The sequence below is a fragment of the Rahnella sp. ATs2 genome (genome assembly GCF_051851855.1).
GTDB lineage: Bacteria > Pseudomonadota > Gammaproteobacteria > Enterobacterales > Enterobacteriaceae > Rahnella > Rahnella variigena.
In genome coordinates this window covers 197,961-215,791 of record NZ_JBLYPL010000005.1, presented here as the reverse complement: position 1 = coordinate 215,791, position 17,831 = coordinate 197,961, and the positions used below count along the sequence as shown (strand labels likewise).

Below are 17,831 nucleotides of genomic sequence, written 5' to 3'. Positions count from 1 at the left end.
TGTTTTTTGAAATTCGGTAGAGTAGTGCGGCTTGTTATTGCGGGTCGCCGTTCAGCAAGGCGGAGACGCCCTGACGGTAGCGCTGTTCCAGCGTTTCGCGGCTGGTGGCGTCAACTTCCAGGTTGCGCAGTCGTCCGTCCTGAATGCCGTAAACCCAGCCGTGCAGCGTGACTTTCTGGCCGCGTTTCCAGGCCGATTGCATCACCGTGGAGTGACCGAGGTTGTAGACTTGCTCGACCACATTCAGTTCGCACAATTTATCGAGACGTTTTTCTGGCGACAGTTCGCCCAGCAGGGAACTGTGTTTGTACCAGATGTCCCGTATATGCAACAACCAGTTATTGATCAAACCCAGTTCAGGGTTTTCAACCGCCGCCTGCACACCGCCACAGCCGTAGTGACCGCAGATAATCACGTGTTCGACCTCCAGCACGTCGATAGCATATTGCACAACGGACAGGCAGTTAAGGTCGGTGTGGATGACCAGATTGGCGACGTTACGGTGAACGAAAAGTTCGCCCGGCTCCAGGCCAGTCAGTCGCTCGGCGGGGACACGGCTATCGGAACAGCCAATCCACAAGAAACGGGGTTTTTGAGACTGGGAAAGGCGTTCAAAGAAACCAGGATCTTCGTCAATCATGGTTTTAGACCAGGCTGCGTTGTTACTGATGAGTCTTTCTATGTCATTCATGGAGGTCAATAGCCTGTAACGAGCTCACTGCGATGGGGTAATATAGGGCAATGCCCCGACTTTTCAAACAGATTCGGCATCTCCACTTACTCATTCCTACAACAGGGTTTTCACAAGAAGGTACGCTCCCTTTATGAATTATGCATTGGAACTGGAAAAGTTAACCAAAACTTACGCCGGTGGTGTACAGGCTTTGCGTGGAATCGATCTGCGCGTCGAAGCTGGCGATTTTTATGCCCTGCTTGGGCCGAACGGTGCGGGTAAATCCACCACCATTGGTATCATCAGTTCACTGGTCAACAAAACTGCCGGCAAAGTGCAGGTGTTTGGCTATGACATTGATAAAGATATTGTGAATGCTAAACGCCAGTTAGGTCTGGTGCCGCAGGAATTCAACTTCAACCCGTTTGAAACCGTCATGCAGGTGGTGGTCAATCAGGCCGGTTATTACGGCGTGCCACGTCCGCTGGCACTGCAACGTGCGGAAAAATATCTGACACAGCTGGATTTATGGGGCAAGCGCAACGAGCGTTCGCGCATGCTCTCCGGCGGGATGAAACGTCGTCTGATGATCGCCCGTGCGCTGATGCACGAGCCAAAACTGCTGATCCTCGATGAGCCCACGGCGGGCGTGGATATCGAACTGCGCCGCTCCATGTGGGGCTTCCTGAAAGAGCTGAACGCGCAGGGCACCACTATCATTCTGACCACGCACTATCTGGAAGAAGCGGAAATGCTGTGCCGTAATATCGGCATTATTCAGGGCGGCCAGCTGGTGGAAAACACCAGTATGAAAGAGCTGTTGTCGAAGCTGAAATCCGAAACGTTCATTCTGGATTTAGGCGCGAAAAGCCCGCTGCCGGTGCTCGAAGGCTACCGTAGCCAGCTGACGGACACGTCAACGCTGGAAGTGGAAGTCATGCGCGAGCAGGGACTGAATTCCCTGTTCAGCCAGCTGAGCAAGCAGGGCGTGCAGGTATTAAGTATGCGTAACAAGGCGAACCGTCTGGAAGAGCTGTTTGTCACGCTGGTGAACGGCAGTGAGGAAAAGAAATAATGTCGCAATTGTACTGGGTGGCACTCAAAAGTATCTGGATGAAAGAGATCAACCGTTTTGGCCGGATCTGGATCCAAACACTGGTTCCGCCGGTCATCACCATGACCTTGTATTTTATCATCTTCGGTAACCTGATCGGTTCACAGATCGGCAGCATGCACGGTTTCACCTACATGCAGTTTATCGTGCCGGGGCTGATCATGATGGCGGTGATCACTAACTCCTACGCCAACGTGGCGTCGTCGTTCTTCAGCGCTAAATTCCAGCGCAACATTGAAGAACTGCTGGTCGCGCCGGTGCCAACGCACGTGGTGATCGCCGGTTATGTCGGCGGCGGCGTGGCGCGCGGGATCTGCGTGGGGATCCTGGTCACGGCGATCTCGTTGTTCTTCGTGCCGCTGGTGATCCACTCCTGGTGGATCATCGCGCTGACCTTACTGCTGACTGCGATCCTGTTCTCGCTGGGCGGTTTACTGAACGCGGTATTTGCGACAACGTTTGACGATATCAGCCTGATCCCGACGTTCGTGCTGACGCCGCTGACCTATCTTGGCGGCGTGTTCTACTCGCTGTCGTTGTTGCCGCCAATCTGGCAGGCGGTTTCCAAGCTGAACCCGATCGTCTACATGATCAGCGGTTTCCGCTACGGTTTCCTGGGGATTTCAGACGTGCCGCTGGTGTTCACCATGAGCGTGCTGGTGGCGTTTATTGCGGTGTTTTATTTGCTGGCGTGGTACTTGATCGAACGCGGGCGTGGTCTGAGAAGTTGATTTTTCTGTGCTCCCTCCCCTGCGAAGGGGAGGGTTGGGGTGGGGTATTAAGGTCAAAAACTAAATTAAAGGTGTGCTTTAACTCATTGCTTTGTATTTAAAACCCCTTCCCAACCTCCCCCTTCGCAGGGGGAGGAGCAAAACCAAAATCAGTTCAGGTTGTATTGCAGCTGAGTGCGAAACACCATTAGCTCCCTCCCCCCTTCGCAGGGGAAGGCGTTTTATCAGGCCACCTGAACCGGCACGGCTTTGGCGGTGCGTTTCAGCTGGTTTTCACCTTCGAAATAGGCCACTTTCGGTTTGTGCTGGCGGGCCTGTTCATCTGACATCTGCACGTAAGAACAGATGATCAGCAGGTCGCCGACACAGGCACAGCGCGCTGCCGCACCGTTCACCGAAATAATCCGCGAACCGCGTTCTGCCGCGATGGCGTAAGTCGAGAAACGCTGACCGTTGGCAACGTTATAAATATCAATTGCTTCGTATTCCAGAATGCCTGAGGCATCAAGAAAATCCTGATCGATGGCGCAGGAGCCTTCGTAATGCAAATCTGCCTGAGTGACGTGAACCCGGTGCAGTTTGCCTTGCAGCATTGTACGTACCATTCCGTGTGACCCTTCGTGCGTAAAAAGTCTGGGGATCCGCCGGGCGGACAGTCTAAAAGTCCGAAGTTTCCGGCGGCCAACATAGTTGTCCATTTGACCTGCGCTGTCTACTGCGTCAGATCAACTTCCTGATTATCAATCAGTCGCGCTTTACCCAGCCAGGCCGCCATCAGGATCACCGCAGAGGTGCTGTCGACGGATAACTCCTGCAAGGTTTTTGCATCACGGATAAACAGTTCATCCGGTGTGAAACCCGCTTCGCGGAGCTGTTGCGCGGTTTCCTGCAACATTTCGTCGGTATGACGTTCACCCTGGCTCAGACGTTGTGCCAGCGCGTTCATGATCTTGTTCAGCTGAGGGGCGATTTTACGTTCATCGGCAGTCAGATAACCGTTACGGGAACTGAGCGCCAGACCGTCTTTGGCACGCACAATCGGCACGCCGACAATCTCGATGTCGTATCCCATATCTTCCACCATCGTGCGCAGCAGTGCCAGTTGCTGGAAGTCCTTTTGCCCGAAACAGGCGACCTGCGGTTGCACCAGATTGAACAGTTTGCTGACGATGGTTGAGACGCCACGAAAATGTCCCGGACGGCTCGCGCCTTCCAGAATGGTGGAAATCACCGGCACATCAACCTGAGTCTGGGTTGCCAGACCTTTCGGATAAACTTCCGCAGGCGACGGGGCGAATACCAGATCTACGCCGCGCTTATTCAGCTTCTCGCAGTCTTCCTGCAAGGTACGCGGGTAACGTTCAAGATCATCCGCGCGCTCGAACTGCATCGGGTTGACGAAAATACTCACCACCACCACGTCGCCACGCGCTTTGGCTTCTTCCACCAGCGTCATGTGGCCTTCGTGCAGGTTGCCCATCGTCGGCACCAGTGCGATGCGTTTGTTATTCTTACGAAAATCACGGATTTCGCGACGCAGCAGCGCCACGCTGTCAATTATTAACACCAGCCTTCTCCCGCTTATTTAAAGGAATGTTCTTCGCCCGGATACACGCCTTGCGCGACCTGATCGACATACAAACGCACAGCGCCACGAATGTCACCGGCTTCGCTGAGGAAGTCTTTGGCGAATTTAGGCGTATGGCCGCCGGTGATGCCAAATGCGTCATGCATTACCAGAATCTGTCCATCAGTCACATTGCCCGCGCCAATGCCGATCACCGGAATGCTCAGTTCTTCGGTCACGCGGCGGGCCAGTTCGACAGGCACACATTCCAGCACCAGCAACTGCGCACCGGCTTCTTCGAGCATCATCGCATCTTTGATCAGCTGATTGGCGGCGACTTCATCGCGTCCCTGAACTTTGTAGCCACCGAAAATGTTCACCGACTGCGGCGTCAGCCCCAGATGGCCACACACCGGCACGGCGCGTTCGGTCAGCATTCTGACCGTATCACACAGCCAGCTGCCGCCTTCGAGTTTGACCATATTGCCGCCCGCGCGCATCAGCACGGCAGCGCTTTCAAACGCCTGTTCAGGCGTGGCGTAACTCATGAACGGCAGGTCAGCCAGCAATAACGCGTGAGGCGCGCCACGGCGCACGCAGCGGGTGTGGTAAGCAATCTCTTCGACCGTCACCGGCAGCGTGGAATCCTGGCCCTGAACGACCATGCCCAGTGAGTCACCGATCAGCATCACAGAGATGCCTTGTTCAGCAAACAGTTGCGCGAAACTGGCGTCATACGCGGTAATGGTCGCAAATTTATGTTTTTCCTGCTTCCATTGGCGAAGCTGGCTCAGCGTTGTTGGTTTCATGAACACGTTCCTTTGAATAATTCATCGGATGAATATGATGCCGGTATTCTACTGTATGAGTGGAAAGTCAGACAGCACGATCACTCGCAGAGACGTTGATCCCGCTCTTAAGAAGTGATTAAGAAGCGTCAGCTATAATGGCAAAAACGGAGGGAACCATGCGAATTCTATTAGTTGAAGACGACAAGATGATCGGCGACGGTATCAAAGCCGGGCTGACAAAATTAGGTTTTACACTGGACTGGTTTACCGACGGCGTGACGGGCAAAGCGGCGCTCGACAGCGCGCCTTACGATGCAGTGATCCTCGATTTGAGCCTGCCGGGCATGGACGGAATGGATCTGTTGCGCGAATGGCGTAAGGCCGGACGCGATACGCCGGTGCTGATCCTCACCGCCCGTGATGCGCTCGAGCAGCGGGTCGGTGGCCTGCAGGCCGGTGCCGATGATTATCTGTGTAAGCCTTTTGCACTGGTGGAAGTTGCCGCGCGCCTGCAGGCACTGATCCGCCGTCGTCACGGCGTAGTGACGCCAAAAGTCATTCATGGCGCGATAGAATTTGATCCCGCAGCCCGCAGCGTGATGCTTAACGGAGAAGCGGTGACGCTTACCCCGCGTGAAGTCGCGGTACTGGAGCTGTTTCTCAACAACAAAGGCCGCGTGCTGGCGCGTACGCTCATCCAGGAAAAACTCTACAACTGGGACGATGAGGTCAGCAGCAACGCCGTGGAAGTGCATATTCACCATCTGCGCAGCAAACTCGGCAAAGGTTTTATTCGCACCGTCCATGGCGTGGGCTATACGCTGGGCGATGAGATAAAAACAGGTGAAGGAGGGGAGGCGTGAAGCGGGTGAAGAAACTGAAAAACCTCAGCCTGCGCCTGCGTCTGATCCTGCTTTTCTCGGTACTGGCGCTGCTGACCTGGATGATTGCCAGCGGCGTGGCGTGGCATCAGACCCGCAAACACATCAATGAAGTTTTCGATACTCAGCAAATGCTGTTCGCCAAACGTCTTGCCGCCACCGGGCTGGGCGATCGCCTGAATCTCTCAAAAGACGCCGAACTGCCGGATACCAAAAAAATGGTGCGCAAAGGATCACGCGGTCATACCGATGACGATGCGCTGACCTTTGCTATTTTTAACCTTCACGGGCAAATGCTGCTTAATGATGGTGAGAACGGCAAACGCATTCGCTTCGATGGTGATACGCAGGGCTTTGTCGATGCGGAACTGAGAGGTGACAGCGATACCTGGCGGATGGTCTGGCTGACGTCGCCGGACGGACAATATCGCGTGGCCGTCGGGCAGGAATATGATTATCGCAATGATATGGCCTGGAGTCTGGTCAGCGGACAACTGACGCCGTGGCTGGGCTCGCTGCCGGTACTGTTACTGGCGCTCATAGTGATGGTTACGCTGGAATTGCGTCCGCTGCGTCGCGTGGCGCAAGGATTGCGTCAGCGTTCGCCGGAAGATTCCACGCCGATAGTCACGGACTCTCTGCCCGGCGAAGTGCTGCCGCTGGCGAATGCGCTGAATTCTCTGTTTGCCCGTACCGGTGAAATGCTGGTACGCGAACGCCGGTTCACTTCGGATGCCGCCCACGAGCTGCGCAGTCCGCTGGCGGCGTTGCGGGTGCAAACGGAAGTGGTGCAGCTTTCCGGCGATGACGCCCAAATGCGTGAACATGCGCTGGAAAATCTGACCACCAGCATCGATCGCGCCACGCGGCTGGTGGATCAGTTACTGACGCTCTCAAGGCTGGAAAGTTTCTCCGCTCCGGAAGAACTGGAACGGATCGACTGGCCTTCGCTGGTCGCTCAAAGTCTGGCGGAACAGGATTATCGTGCGCACGGCAAAGGTATCGAATTACGTTTTGAAGAGCAGGGCGCGCCGCCTGAAATGCGGGGCCAGTCGCTGCTGCTTTCGCTGATGGTGCGCAATCTGCTGGATAACGCGATCCGTTATTCACCGGCCGGAACCTGCGTGACGGTGCGACTGAAACCGTGGGGAATGACGGTTGAAGATCAGGGGCCGGGGATCAGCGATGAACATCTGGCAAGACTCGGCGAGCGTTTTTACCGGCCACCGGGACAGGAACAAACCGGCAGCGGTCTGGGGATTTCGATCGTACAGAGGATCGCGCAGTTACATCAGCTGAAAGTAGTCTATGAGAACAAAGCAGAAGGGGGATTGATCGTACGGGTAAGCCGCTGAGCGACTTACCATTTAGTCAGGCCGTTGAGCGGAACGCGTGCGAGCAGGCTTTGCAGCGTTTCGCCATCCGGAAACACCAGATCCGGCGCCAGATCGGCCAGCGGATACAGCATAAACTCGCGGTTTTTCATATCGTAATGCGGCACTGTTAAACGCTCGGTACTGATCACCTGATCGCCATAGATCAGCATATCGAGATCTAACGTCCGCGGTCCCCAGCGTTCGGCTTTGCGAACGCGTCCCTGATTTTGCTCGATCCCTTGCGTGCAATCGAGCAACTCTTCCGGCGGTAACAGCGTATCAAGTGCCACCACCGCATTCAGATAATCAGGTTGATCTTGTGGCCCCAGCGGTTTACTGCGGTAAAACGGTGATGCGGCCACAAAGCGGGTGCGCGGCAAATGTGCCAGCGCCTCCAGCGCACAATTTACCTGGTCAAGCGGACGGGCAAGATTACTGCCCAGAGCCAGGTAAACGCGGATCATTGACCGCCATCCTTACGCGGAGCCCGTTTACGCGGACGGCGCGGACGCGCACGGCGTGCCGGTGCCGCATCGTCACCGAGCGTACCCAGCATACTTTTTTGTGAAGCCGGTGTGGCTTCCTGGAACTCGCCCCACCACTGCGCCAGACTTTGCAGTTCGCGGTGTTGTTCGACTTCAGCACGCAGCACCAGTAAATCATAAGCTGCACGGAACTTAGGATGTTCCATCAGCTTGTGCGCGCGTTTACCCTGACGACGTGACAGACGCAGTTGCAGCGCCCAGATGTCACGCACCAGCGTGGTAATACGTTTCGGAATGGCCAGCGTACGGCACTGCTCGTCGAGCACGTCGTTCATTGCCAGCGCGAAGGCATCGTAATATGTCAGACCGCCTTCCTGCGCCAGTTTCTGTGCGTGCTCAATCACCGGATACCACAGCATTGCCGCAAACAGGAACGCCGGGTTGACGCGCTGATCGTTATGCAGACGGTGGTCGGTATTTTTCAGCACCTGGATCAGAATGTGTTCCATCGGGCTGTCGCCTTGCTCAGTAAACTGGCGGGCAATCAGCGGGAACAAAGGCTGGAACAGCTGGTATTCACAAAGCTTTTTGTATGTCTCGTAGCCGTAACCGGCCTGCAAGAGCTTCAGGGATTCTTCGAACAGACGCGCTGGCGGAATTTCCTGCAACAGCGTAGCCAGACGCGGGATCGGCTCGGCGGTTTCCGGGCTGATCTTCATGTCCAGTTTGGCGGCGAAACGCACAGCGCGCAGCATACGGACCGGATCTTCGCGGTAACGGGTTTCCGGATCACCAATCAGACGAATGATGCCGTTTTCCAGGTCGCGCAGACCGCCGGTGTAATCGCGAACGGTAAAGTCAGCAACGCCGTAATACAAACTGTTGATGGTGAAGTCACGGCGCTGGGCGTCGTCTTCAATGGTGCCGAAAATATTATCGCGCAGCAGCATGCCGTTGACCGCCTGCTGGGACACGTTTTTATCGTCGGTTTCTTCGTGCTGTTCGTGGTGACCACGGAAGGTGGCGACTTCGATGATTTCCGGGCCAAACATCACGTGAGCCAGACGGAAACGACGACCGACCAGACGGCAGTTGCGGAACAGTTTACGCACCTGATCCGGCGTGGCGTTGGTGGTGATATCGAAGTCTTTTGGTTTTTTATCCAGCAGCAAATCGCGCACGCCACCGCCAACCAGGAAGGCTTCAAAGCCAGACTTGTTCAGACGGTAAAGGACTTTCAGGGCGTTTTCGCTGATATCACGACGAGAAATATTGTGCTCATCGCGGGGGATAATGGTCATCGCACGGGTTTCACCGGCGTAATCAAATGACGGACGCGGTTTCTGTACGTGTTCGACAGAAGGACGCGGAGCGCGAGGTTCGTTACGCGATTCATTACGGTCAGTACGCTGATCGTGATGACGATCGCCACGGGAATCGCTGCGTTCGCCACGAGGCTGATAAGGGGAAGAAGAGCGGCGGTTGTTATTATTGCGGCGGTCGCCCCGGTTCGCGTTGTCATCCCGACGGCCGCGATTTTCACGGCGTTGCTCGTTGTCACGACGTTCAGGATTTTTTGCCTTCACATTGCCTTCGGCCACAGGAGACGGATCACGACGGGGATTTTCCTCGCGATTAGGTTCTCCATGAAGCGCGGCTTCGTCATGAACAGCCTTTTCTTCACGAACGACTTTATCTTCACGAACTAGCACCTTACGGCAAAAATTGGCTACTCGGGTAAAAATGGTACACCTCGATAGTGACTGAAAAAATTGGCGTGACGCAAAAACAGCGGCTAATCATAGCTCACAGTAGCCGCTTTGAGAATGCCGATGTCACATCTGCGCAGCATTAGCGCCCCTGATGCGGGATATCGGCTGTCGTCCACTGTGCTGTCGCCCAGCGTAATAATAAAGGCAAAGTGTAATCCTGCCAGTTTTCCGGCAGCCTTTGGCCTAAAAATTTCAATGCGTTAATGATAACCGGACGGGGATCGCCTTCCGGCAACGCGGGCGCGTGATTCTGCTTGGAAAGCTTATCGCCATTTTCATTGAGCGCCAGCGGTAAATGCAGGTATCCGGGCTGCGGATAACCTAAATGCCGGTAAAGGGAAATCTGGCGCACGGTCGGTTCAATCAGATCCGCACCGCGCACGATGTGATTTACACCCTGAAAATGATCATCTACCACCACCGCCAGATTATAGGCAAACAGGCCATCACGGCGGCGGATAATAAAGTCTTCTTCAGCGAGTTTCGCGCTGGCCTGTAAATGCCCCTGAAAATCGTCATCAAAACCGTACACAGGCAGCGTCTGGCGCAGGCGGATGGCGGCATTTTCTGCACCTAAATTTAAATCACGGCAATGGCCGTCGTAGGTTCCGCCGGTTTGCGAAATACGCTGGCGGGTACAGGTGCAGTAATAGCTTTTTTGCTGCTGATACAGCCAGTCCAGCGCGGCACGATAGGCGTCATGACGTTTTGACTGCCAGACGACCTCGCCATCCCACTCCAGTCCGTAGCGTTCGAGCGTGGCTAAAATGCGGTCAGCGGAGCCCGGAATTTCACGCGGCGGGTCGATATCGTCGATGCGCACTAACCATTTGCCGTTTTGCGAACGGGCGTGCAAATAGCTGCCAAGCGCGGCAATCAGAGAACCGAAATGAAGGTCACCGGAAGGTGAGGGGGCGAAACGGCCAGTGTAGTGTTGTTCTTGCGGCATAAAAATGGGGTATGGCGTTAAAAGGGAACGCGGTGCATGACGCACCGCGTGGGACCCGAAACTTAGCCAGCCATCTGCTTTTCGCGGATTTCTGCCAGAGTCTTACAGTCGATACACAAATCAGCGGTAGGACGGGCTTCAAGACGGCGGATGCCAATCTCAACGCCACAGGAATCACAATATCCGAAATCCTGGTCTTCCACTTTTTTCAGTGTTTTTTCAATCTTTTTAATCAGCTTACGTTCACGGTCACGGTTACGCAGTTCAAGGCTGAACTCTTCTTCCTGTGTTGCCCGGTCAGCCGGGTCAGGGAAGTTAGCTGCCTCTTCCTGCATGTGTGAAACGGTACGATCTACTTCATCCCTGAGCTGATTGCGCCATGCTTCAAGAATCTTTTTGAAGTGAGCCAGCTGAGCGTCGTTCATGTACTCTTCGCCCGGCTTCTCTTGATACGGCTGCACCCCAGCGATAGCGAGAATGCTCAAGGACGACGTCTTACGGGTTTGGCCTTCTTGCATGATGCTTCTCCTACATAACACGCACTATGTTCATCCGCTTTTTATGCCGCATATGACTGCAACATGCAGGCTTCGAACATTTCGATCCCCAACGGGGGAAAAAATCAGGCCGCTATAAATAACAGAAGGCAACGAGGTTGGCAATTATTCCTCGCAGGTGCTTGACAAGCCTGTGAGGAAAAGCGTATTCGCGACCTGTTTTTTATGCCGCCGACAGGTAATTACAGGGTTATCCGAACTCTTTTTATTGACTGACTGATGTCGTCACCAGCGGTAATCTTTCTGTGAGGCGGATACCCTCAGCAGAAAGTTCGGCACCGTAGCACATCACCTCAACACCCTTGTTTTGAACATACGTCAGTAATTCGGTATAACGCGGATCAATATGGTGTGCTGCGGACACGCTTTCAATGCCTGAATGTAAAACAGCGAAGAAAAGTACCGCCCGCTGCCCCTGTTCTGCCATCGACTGTAACTCGCGTAAATGCTTCTGACCGCGCAGTGTGACTGCATCGGGAAAGAATCCCCGTCCCTCTTGCAGCAACGTGACAGATTTCACTTCAATATAGCAGTCAGGTTGATTTTCTGCCTGTAACATCAAGTCTATACGGCTATTTTCGGTGCCGTATTTTACTTCTGATGTGAGTTTACTGTAACCGGATAATTCCGGTATGCGTTGCGCCATAATGGCTTCGCGTACCAGCTGATTGGCCCGCAGCGTATTGACGCAAATCCAGTGATTTTGCTGTGTTTCCGTCAGTTCCCAACTGTGCGGATATTTGCGTTTGAGATTGTCGGACGTGGAATACCAGACGGTGTCGCCGGGTGTCGCGCAACCGGTCATCGCGCCGGTGTTGGCGCAGTGCAGGGTCAGTTCGGTGCCATCGGGCGTGATCACGTCGGCGAGAAACCGTTTGTAACGTTTAATGAGAGTGGCAGATTGAAGCGCAGGCTCGAAATGCATGAGGGTTTCCGTGTGAAATACTCTGGTCAAAGAGAATGCTAAAAGAGATCAGGTTTCCTGCATATCGCCCAGCGGCCAGGTTTGCAGGCAGTGGTAACGGGTGCGTCCCCGTTCAAACAGCGATTCGTACAAACTGAATTCGGTGGCATCCAGTTGCCAGCCAGGTGTGGCCGGAGGAATAGTGACCGGGCGCGTCGCATTGCGGTACAGCGACACATGCGGGTGGAACGGCAGTGTACTCTGATGACACCCGTTGCGCGCTGCGTGGGATCGCAATACGGACGCCAGCTGCAACAATGCGTTGGGCGCGCGTCGGGTGCCAATCCATACCACGCCGGAACCCGGCCAGTGGCCGATATCATCCAGTATCAGGCTGAATTTTTGCCCCTGAATGCGCCCGGCGACGCGGGTCAGCGCGGCTTCCTTGAGGGCGCTGACTTCACCGAGAAATGCCAGCGTAATATGCAGATTAGCGGCTGCGACGGGGCGGCCGGTTTCCGCCGGAAAATTATCCGCACGCCACTTAATCACCTGCTTTTGCATTTTTGCAGGCAGAGATAAGGCGAAGAACAGGCGGCGTTCGGCAGACATAGAAATTCCTGTTAAGACGAATCACGGCAACATGCCGGATGTGGGGCTAAATGCTACAATGCCCGCCGTTTAAAGTTAACTCTCATGGTGAATTCATTGCCTTCTTTGCCGGTCAGCGCCGTACTTGAACCGCTATTAGCCGCACTGCAGCAGGCGCCGCAGGTGCTTTTGCTTGCCCCGACCGGTGCCGGTAAATCGACCTGGCTGCCGTTGCAGTTGCTCAAACAGGCTAATTTGCCGGGCAAAATTCTGCTGCTCGAACCCCGTCGTCTGGCGGCAAAAAATGTCGCCTTCCGTCTGGCGCAACAGCTGGGTGAAACGCCGGGGCAGACCGTGGGTTATCGTATGCGCGCTGAAAGCAAAACCAGTGCCGCAACGCGCCTTGAAGTGGTGACTGAAGGTATTCTGACCCGCATGGTGCAGGCGGATCCTGAACTGACCGGCGTGTCGATGGTGATCCTCGATGAATTCCATGAGCGCAGTTTGCAGGCCGATCTGGCGCTGGCGTTATTACTCGATGTGCAGAATGCGCTGCGCGATGATTTAAAAATCCTGATTATGTCGGCGACGCTCGACAATCTGCGCCTGTCTTCTTTATTGCCGGATGCGCCGGTGATTGAATCCGCAGGCCGCAGTTTCCCGGTCGAGCGGCAGTATCTTTCCCTTGCCACGCACGAACGGCTGGACGAAGGCGTGGCGCGCGTTGTCAGCCGTCTGATGGGCGAAAATCACGGCTCGATGCTGCTGTTTTTACCGGGTGTTTCTGAAATTACCCGCGTGCAAAATCTGCTGAACGGCAGGCTGGCGGAGGATGTCGATCTCTGTCCGTTGTACGGCGCGTTGTCGCTGGAACAACAGCAAAAAGCCATTCAGCCCTCCTCCGCAGGACGCCGCAAAGTGGTGCTGGCGACCAATATTGCGGAAACCAGTCTGACCATCGAAGGTATCCGTCTGGTGGTGGACAGCGGTCTGGAGCGCAGCGCGCAGTTTGATCCGCGCAGCGGCCTGACGCGGCTGGTGACGCAGCGCATCAGTCAGGCGTCGATGACTCAGCGCGCGGGGCGTGCCGGACGTCTTGAACCGGGATTGTGCTGGCATCTGTTCAGCAAAGAGCAGGCTGAACGCGCCAGTGCGCAGGCCGAAGCGGAAATTCTGCAAAGCGATCTGAGCAGTTTCTGGCTGGAGTTGTTGCAGTGGGGCTGTCAGGATCCGGCGCAACTTCAGTGGCTGGACAAGCCGCCTGTCGCCGCATTATCTGCTGCCAAAAATCTGTTACAGCAGCTCGGTGCCACCGATATGCAGGGAAAACTTACCGCCGCCGGACAACGTATGGCACAGCTTGGCTGTGAGCCACGGCTGGCGGCGATGCTGATTGCGGCTGCCACACAAAGTCCGGACGCACTGGCAACGGCAGCCTTACTGGCCGCCATCCTCGAAGAACCGCCACGCGGCGGATTACCGGATATCGATTACTGGTTCAGCCGCCCGCAGGGCAACTGGCAGCGGCGGGCGAAACAGCTGGCGCAGCGCACCGGTGCAAAAAACGGTGAACCGGATGCTTCCCTTGCACCGTGGCTGCTGGCCCGCGCTTTCAGTGACCGCATTGCGCAGCGGCGCGGCGAAGATGGGCGCTATCTGCTGGCGAACGGACTGGGTGCGTCTTTGCCGCAGGACGACGGGTTAACCCGCGCGCCGTGGCTGGTCGCCCCGCAGTTATTACAGGGCAACAACAGCCCGGATGCCCGCATTCTGCTGGCTGTCTCGCTGGATATCACGCAACTTCCGTCGCGCCTTCCCGATGTCGTTAAAGAACAGACGGCGGTGGAATGGGATGAAGAAAAAGGCACCCTGCGCGCCTGGCGACGCTGGCAGATTGGCCGGCTGGTGCTGAAAGCGAATCCGCTGGCGAAGCCGGATGACGAAGAACTGCAACAGGCGTTGATCGACTGGATCCGCACACAGGGTTTGCAGGCGCTGAACTGGTCGGTAGCGGCAGAACAACTGCGACTCCGGCTTCTGTGTGCCGCAAAATGGCTGCCTGAGGCCGACTGGCCGGCTGCCGACGACCAGGCTTTGCTCGACGGTCTGGAACGCTGGTTGCAGCCGTCTTTACAGGGCGTTCGCTCGTTAAAATCACTGCAACAGGTTGATTTGCATGATGCCTTATTAAGGTTGCTGGACTGGCAACAACGTCAGCGTCTTGACAGTGCATTACCGACACATTACACCGTGCCGACTGGCAGTCGTCTGCCAATCCGTTATCATGCAGACCAGCCACCGGCACTTTCGGTGCGGATGCAGGAAATGTTCGGCGAGCAGCGCAGCCCGCAACTGGCGGAAGGCCGCGTTGCGGTGGTGCTTGAGTTATTGTCACCGGCACAGCGTCCGTTGCAGATAACAGCCGATCTGGCCGCTTTCTGGCAGGGATCATACCGCGACGTGCAAAAAGAAATGAAAGGGCGATATCCGAAACATCCGTGGCCGGACAATCCGGCGGAGGCGCTGCCTACGCGCCGGACGAAAAAACATGCGTCCTGATGTCTGTCTGAGCTTTTAAAAATTGTGCAGGAAAGGGGCGATTTTTCAGACATTTCTTCTGGGCGAAATCATGAGCGGGGCACAGAGTAAGCGCCTTGCGGCCTGAACTTCAGGCCATCAACAGTATCTTTTTGAAATACAGTGTTTTTTTGAAATCAAAAATGAAAATGACTCAGCTAAGCAGAATCATTATGACGAACACAGCAGCACGTTGGGAGATTGACTGATGTCTGGCGATGATCGCGAGCCGATTGGCCGTAAAGGTAAACCTGCCGGGCGGAAGCCTGCGCGGGCTCGTCCCGTTCGCCGTAGCCGCCGGGATGACGACTACGATGATTATGAAGAAGAAATCGATGACGAGTATGAGGATGACGATGAGTACGAAGAAGAACAGGAATCGCGCATGAGCCGTAAAGCAGCGCCGCGTAAAGCCAAAAAAGGCGGAAAAAAGAGTGTGAAGCGCCGTATTTTCTGGCTGTTAGTCAAACTGTTCATCGTTTTTCTTATTCTGCTCGGGATTTATGCGTTTTACCTCAACAAACAAATCCATGACCGCATTGATGGCGGTAAAGTCTGGCAGTTGCCTGCGGCGGTGTATGGTCGTCAGGTAAACCTTGAGCCGGACATGCAGATCAGCAAAGCTGAGATGGTCGGATTGCTGGAAGGTACGCAGTATCGCGAAGTGACGCGTATCACCCGTCCGGGCGAATTTACGGTGCACGCGAATTACATCGATTTGCTGCGTCGTCCGTTTGATTTCCCGGAAGGTAAAGAAGGGCAGGTGAACGCCCGCCTGATGTTTGATGGCAGCAGCCTTGCAGAAATTAAAAATCTGGATAATCAGCGTGATTTCGGGCTGTTCCGCCTCGACCCGCGTCTGATCACCATGTTGCAGGCGTCGAATGCTAACGGCGAACAGCGTCTGTTCGTGCCGCGTTCCGGTTTCCCGGATTTGCTGGTCGATACCTTGCTGGCAACGGAAGACCGTCATTTCTATGAACACGATGGCATCAACTTCTATTCCATCGGCCGTGCGGTGCTGGCAAACCTGACCGCCGGTCATGCGGTGCAGGGCGGTTCTACACTGACACAGCAGCTGGTGAAAAACCTGTTCCTGACCAACGAACGTTCACTGAGCCGTAAAGCACGTGAAGCCATTATGGCGATCCTGCTGGACGCGGATTACAGCAAAGACCGCATTCTTGAGCTGTATCTGAACGAAGTGTATCTCGGCCAGAGCGGTTCCGATCAGATCCGCGGTTTCCCGCTGGCGAGCCTGTATTACTTTGGCCGCCCGGTGAATGAACTGAGTCTGGATCAGCAGGCATTGCTGGTCGGCATGGTGAAAGGGGCGTCGCTGTATAACCCGTGGCGTAACCCGCAAATGGCGTTGCAGCGTCGTAATCTGGTGCTGCGTTTACTGGTTGATCAGAAAGTTATCGATCAGGAACTGTATGACATGCTCAGCGCCCGTCCGCTTGGCGTGCAGCCGAAAGGCGGCGTGATTTCGCCTCAGCCTGCGTTTATGCAGATGGTGCGTCAGGAGCTTCAGGCCAAACTGGGCGATAAAGTTCAGGACATGTCAGGGGTGAAAATCTTCACCACGCTGGATCCTATTTCTCAGGATGCGGCGGAAAAAGCGGTCGAAGAAGGCATTCCGTTACTGCGTAAGAAAAGCGGCCTGAATGACATCGAAACCGCGATGGTCATTGTTGACCGTTATACCGGCGAAGTACGGGCGATGGTCGGCGGCGCGGAAACGCAGTTCGCAGGCTTTAACCGTGCGATGCAGGCGCGTCGTCAGGTGGGTTCTCTGGCTAAACCGGCGACCTATCTGACCGCGCTTTCTCAGCCGGACAAATACCGTCTGAACACCATTCTGGCCGACCAGCCGCTGACGCTGAAACTGGCAAATGGTCAGACGTGGTCACCGAAAAACGATGACCATCAGTTCCGTGGTCAGGTTCTGCTGGTGGATGCGCTGGCGCGTTCCATGAACGTCCCGACGGTAAATCTGGGTATGGCGGTAGGGCTGGATAACATAACCCAAACGCTGATCAATCTGGGGATCCCGAAAGAATCCCTGAATCAGACGCCGTCGATGCTGCTTGGTGCGATTGCACTGACGCCGATGGAAGTTGCGCAGGAATACCAGACCATTGCCAGCGGCGGTAACAAAGCGCCACTGTCCGCGGTGCGCTCGGTGATTGCGGAAGACGGCACGGTACTTTATCAGAGCTTCCCGCAGGCGGTTCGCGTGATCCCATCTCAGGCGGCGTATCTGACGCTGTATGCGATGCAGCAGGTTGTGCAGGAAGGGACCTCGCGCGCGCTGGCGAACAAGTTCCCGAAACTGCATCTGGCAGCAAAAACGGGTACCTCCAACGAACTGCGTGACAGCTGGTTTGCGGGCATCGACGGCAATCAGGTGGCGATTACCTGGGTTGGCCGCGATAACAACGGCCCGTCCAAACTGTGGGGTTCAACCGGTGCGCTGGTACTGTACGGACGTTATCTGGAGAACGGCACGCCGCAGCCTCTGGATCTGCAAATGCCGGAAGGCATCAGCACGATGAACATTGATGGCAGCGGTAACTTTGTCTGTGGCAACAACAGCGGCGGAATGCTGGGCGGCGGTGGCGCAACGCGTTCCATTCCGGTCTGGACGGATTCCCCTGATGCCATGTGCCAGGCTTCTGTGACCGCTGTTCAGCAACAGCAGCAGCAACAACAGCAACAGATGCAGCAGCAACAACAGCAATCCGGGCAACAACAACAGCCACAATCTCAGGATGAGAAGAAAGACAGCAACGGCGTTGCGGGCTGGATTAAGGATATGTTTGGCTCAGGCAACTAAATATCCGTCATCCTTCAGGCTGGC

The 17,831-nt window shown here is 55.3% G+C and carries 15 protein-coding genes and 1 pseudogene; 6 read left to right on the top strand and 10 right to left on the bottom strand.

Features of this window, described 5'->3' with window-relative positions:
- Positions 1-34: 34 nt before the first annotated feature.
- Complete coding sequence (gene can / locus ACJY2G_RS06900; RefSeq protein ID WP_056774718.1) at positions 35-691, bottom strand: carbonate dehydratase; 657 nt, start codon at positions 689-691, stop codon at positions 35-37.
- Positions 692-824: 133 nt separating this feature from the next.
- Between can and ACJY2G_RS06895 the strand changes: the two genes are divergently transcribed.
- Positions 825-1,748, top strand: a complete 924-nt coding sequence (locus ACJY2G_RS06895) for an ABC transporter ATP-binding protein (protein WP_112286855.1) — start codon at positions 825-827, stop codon at positions 1,746-1,748.
- The gene (locus tag ACJY2G_RS06890) at positions 1,748-2,518 is read left to right on the top strand and encodes an ABC transporter permease (RefSeq protein ID WP_095924696.1); all 771 of its coding nucleotides are present in this window, start codon (positions 1,748-1,750) and stop codon (positions 2,516-2,518) included. Before ACJY2G_RS06895 ends, ACJY2G_RS06890 begins: the two co-directional genes overlap by 1 nt.
- 224 nt (positions 2,519-2,742) lie before the next feature.
- Here the strand turns inward: ACJY2G_RS06890 and panD are convergent, their stop codons facing one another.
- The 3 genes from panD to panB all read right to left on the bottom strand — a co-directional run bounded on the left by panD (position 2,743) and on the right by panB (position 4,894).
- A complete protein-coding gene (gene panD, locus ACJY2G_RS06885; protein WP_112287801.1) occupies positions 2,743-3,123 on the bottom strand; it encodes an aspartate 1-decarboxylase in 381 nt (126 codons plus the stop codon).
- A 107-nt stretch (positions 3,124-3,230) separates the two neighbouring features.
- Positions 3,231-4,085, bottom strand: a complete 855-nt coding sequence (panC, locus tag ACJY2G_RS06880; protein ID WP_113876381.1) for a pantoate--beta-alanine ligase — start codon at positions 4,083-4,085, stop codon at positions 3,231-3,233.
- 14 nt (positions 4,086-4,099) lie between these two features.
- On the bottom strand, positions 4,100-4,894 hold the full coding sequence (panB, locus tag ACJY2G_RS06875) for a 3-methyl-2-oxobutanoate hydroxymethyltransferase (protein WP_112287803.1): 795 nt from the start codon (positions 4,892-4,894) through the stop codon (positions 4,100-4,102).
- 158 nt (positions 4,895-5,052) lie between these two features.
- Between panB and qseB the strand changes: the two genes are divergently transcribed.
- Together qseB and qseC are read left to right on the top strand one after the other, a co-directional pair.
- Positions 5,053-5,739: a quorum sensing response regulator transcription factor QseB gene (gene qseB / locus ACJY2G_RS06870; protein WP_120161136.1), complete on the top strand. Its 687-nt coding sequence runs from the start codon at positions 5,053-5,055 to the stop codon at positions 5,737-5,739.
- 14 nt (positions 5,740-5,753) lie between these two features.
- A complete protein-coding gene (qseC, locus tag ACJY2G_RS06865; RefSeq protein WP_167459664.1) occupies positions 5,754-7,112 on the top strand; it encodes a quorum sensing histidine kinase QseC in 1,359 nt (452 codons plus the stop codon).
- A gap of 5 nt (positions 7,113-7,117) precedes the next feature.
- Here qseC and folK read toward each other — a convergent pair whose 3' ends face one another.
- The 6 genes and pseudogenes from folK to thpR all read right to left on the bottom strand — a co-directional run bounded on the left by folK (position 7,118) and on the right by thpR (position 12,412).
- Positions 7,118-7,597 carry a 2-amino-4-hydroxy-6-hydroxymethyldihydropteridine diphosphokinase gene (gene folK, locus ACJY2G_RS06860; RefSeq protein WP_430318791.1) on the bottom strand — a complete coding sequence of 160 codons (480 nt, stop codon included), beginning with the start codon at positions 7,595-7,597 and terminating at the stop codon, positions 7,118-7,120.
- Positions 7,594-8,995 (bottom strand): annotated as a pseudogene (gene pcnB, locus ACJY2G_RS06855) (polynucleotide adenylyltransferase PcnB); the annotation flags it as partial. The pseudogene pcnB and the gene folK, both read right to left, overlap by 4 nt.
- Before the next feature lie 474 nt (positions 8,996-9,469).
- Positions 9,470-10,339, bottom strand: coding sequence for a tRNA glutamyl-Q(34) synthetase GluQRS (gene gluQRS / locus ACJY2G_RS06850; RefSeq protein ID WP_120161129.1), 870 nt, complete (start codon positions 10,337-10,339; stop codon positions 9,470-9,472).
- Positions 10,340-10,401: 62 nt separating this feature from the next.
- Positions 10,402-10,857 (bottom strand): RNA polymerase-binding protein DksA, encoded by a 456-nt coding sequence (gene dksA, locus ACJY2G_RS06845; RefSeq protein WP_112287808.1) that lies wholly within the window; start codon positions 10,855-10,857, stop codon positions 10,402-10,404.
- 244 nt (positions 10,858-11,101) lie between these two features.
- Positions 11,102-11,821: a DNA/RNA nuclease SfsA gene (sfsA, locus tag ACJY2G_RS06840; protein ID WP_112287809.1), complete on the bottom strand. Its 720-nt coding sequence runs from the start codon at positions 11,819-11,821 to the stop codon at positions 11,102-11,104.
- A 48-nt stretch (positions 11,822-11,869) separates the two neighbouring features.
- Entirely contained in the window at positions 11,870-12,412 is a 543-nt protein-coding gene (gene thpR, locus ACJY2G_RS06835) for an RNA 2',3'-cyclic phosphodiesterase (protein ID WP_430318792.1), read from the bottom strand.
- A gap of 96 nt (positions 12,413-12,508) precedes the next feature.
- Here thpR and hrpB point away from each other — a divergent pair, with 96 nt between their 5' ends.
- Together hrpB and mrcB are read left to right on the top strand one after the other, a co-directional pair.
- Positions 12,509-14,950, top strand: a complete 2,442-nt coding sequence (gene hrpB, locus ACJY2G_RS06830; RefSeq protein WP_430319097.1) for an ATP-dependent helicase HrpB — start codon at positions 12,509-12,511, stop codon at positions 14,948-14,950.
- Between the two features lie 226 nt (positions 14,951-15,176).
- On the top strand, positions 15,177-17,807 hold the full coding sequence (gene mrcB, locus ACJY2G_RS06825; protein ID WP_439291587.1) for a bifunctional glycosyl transferase/transpeptidase: 2,631 nt from the start codon (positions 15,177-15,179) through the stop codon (positions 17,805-17,807).
- Positions 17,808-17,831 lie beyond the last annotated feature (24 nt).

Bases quoted from the DNA above. Each gene is read 5' to 3' on its own strand.
- can (WP_056774718.1), bottom strand. From the start codon at position 691: ATGAATGACATAGAAAGACTCATCAGTAACAACGCAGCCTGGTCTAAA.
- ACJY2G_RS06895 (WP_112286855.1), top strand. From the start codon at position 825: ATGAATTATGCATTGGAACTGGAAAAGTTAACCAAAACTTACGCCGGT.
- ACJY2G_RS06890 (WP_095924696.1), top strand. From the start codon at position 1,748: ATGTCGCAATTGTACTGGGTGGCACTCAAAAGTATCTGGATGAAAGAG.
- panD (WP_112287801.1), bottom strand. From the start codon at position 3,123: ATGGTACGTACAATGCTGCAAGGCAAACTGCACCGGGTTCACGTCACT.
- panB (WP_112287803.1), bottom strand. From the start codon at position 4,894: ATGAAACCAACAACGCTGAGCCAGCTTCGCCAATGGAAGCAGGAAAAA.
- qseB (WP_120161136.1), top strand. From the start codon at position 5,053: ATGCGAATTCTATTAGTTGAAGACGACAAGATGATCGGCGACGGTATC.
- folK (WP_430318791.1), bottom strand. From the start codon at position 7,597: ATGATCCGCGTTTACCTGGCTCTGGGCAGTAATCTTGCCCGTCCGCTT.
- gluQRS (WP_120161129.1), bottom strand. From the start codon at position 10,339: ATGCCGCAAGAACAACACTACACTGGCCGTTTCGCCCCCTCACCTTCC.
- dksA (WP_112287808.1), bottom strand. From the start codon at position 10,857: ATGCAAGAAGGCCAAACCCGTAAGACGTCGTCCTTGAGCATTCTCGCT.
- sfsA (WP_112287809.1), bottom strand. From the start codon at position 11,821: ATGCATTTCGAGCCTGCGCTTCAATCTGCCACTCTCATTAAACGTTAC.
- thpR (WP_430318792.1), bottom strand. From the start codon at position 12,412: ATGTCTGCCGAACGCCGCCTGTTCTTCGCCTTATCTCTGCCTGCAAAA.
- mrcB (WP_439291587.1), top strand. From the start codon at position 15,177: ATGTCTGGCGATGATCGCGAGCCGATTGGCCGTAAAGGTAAACCTGCC.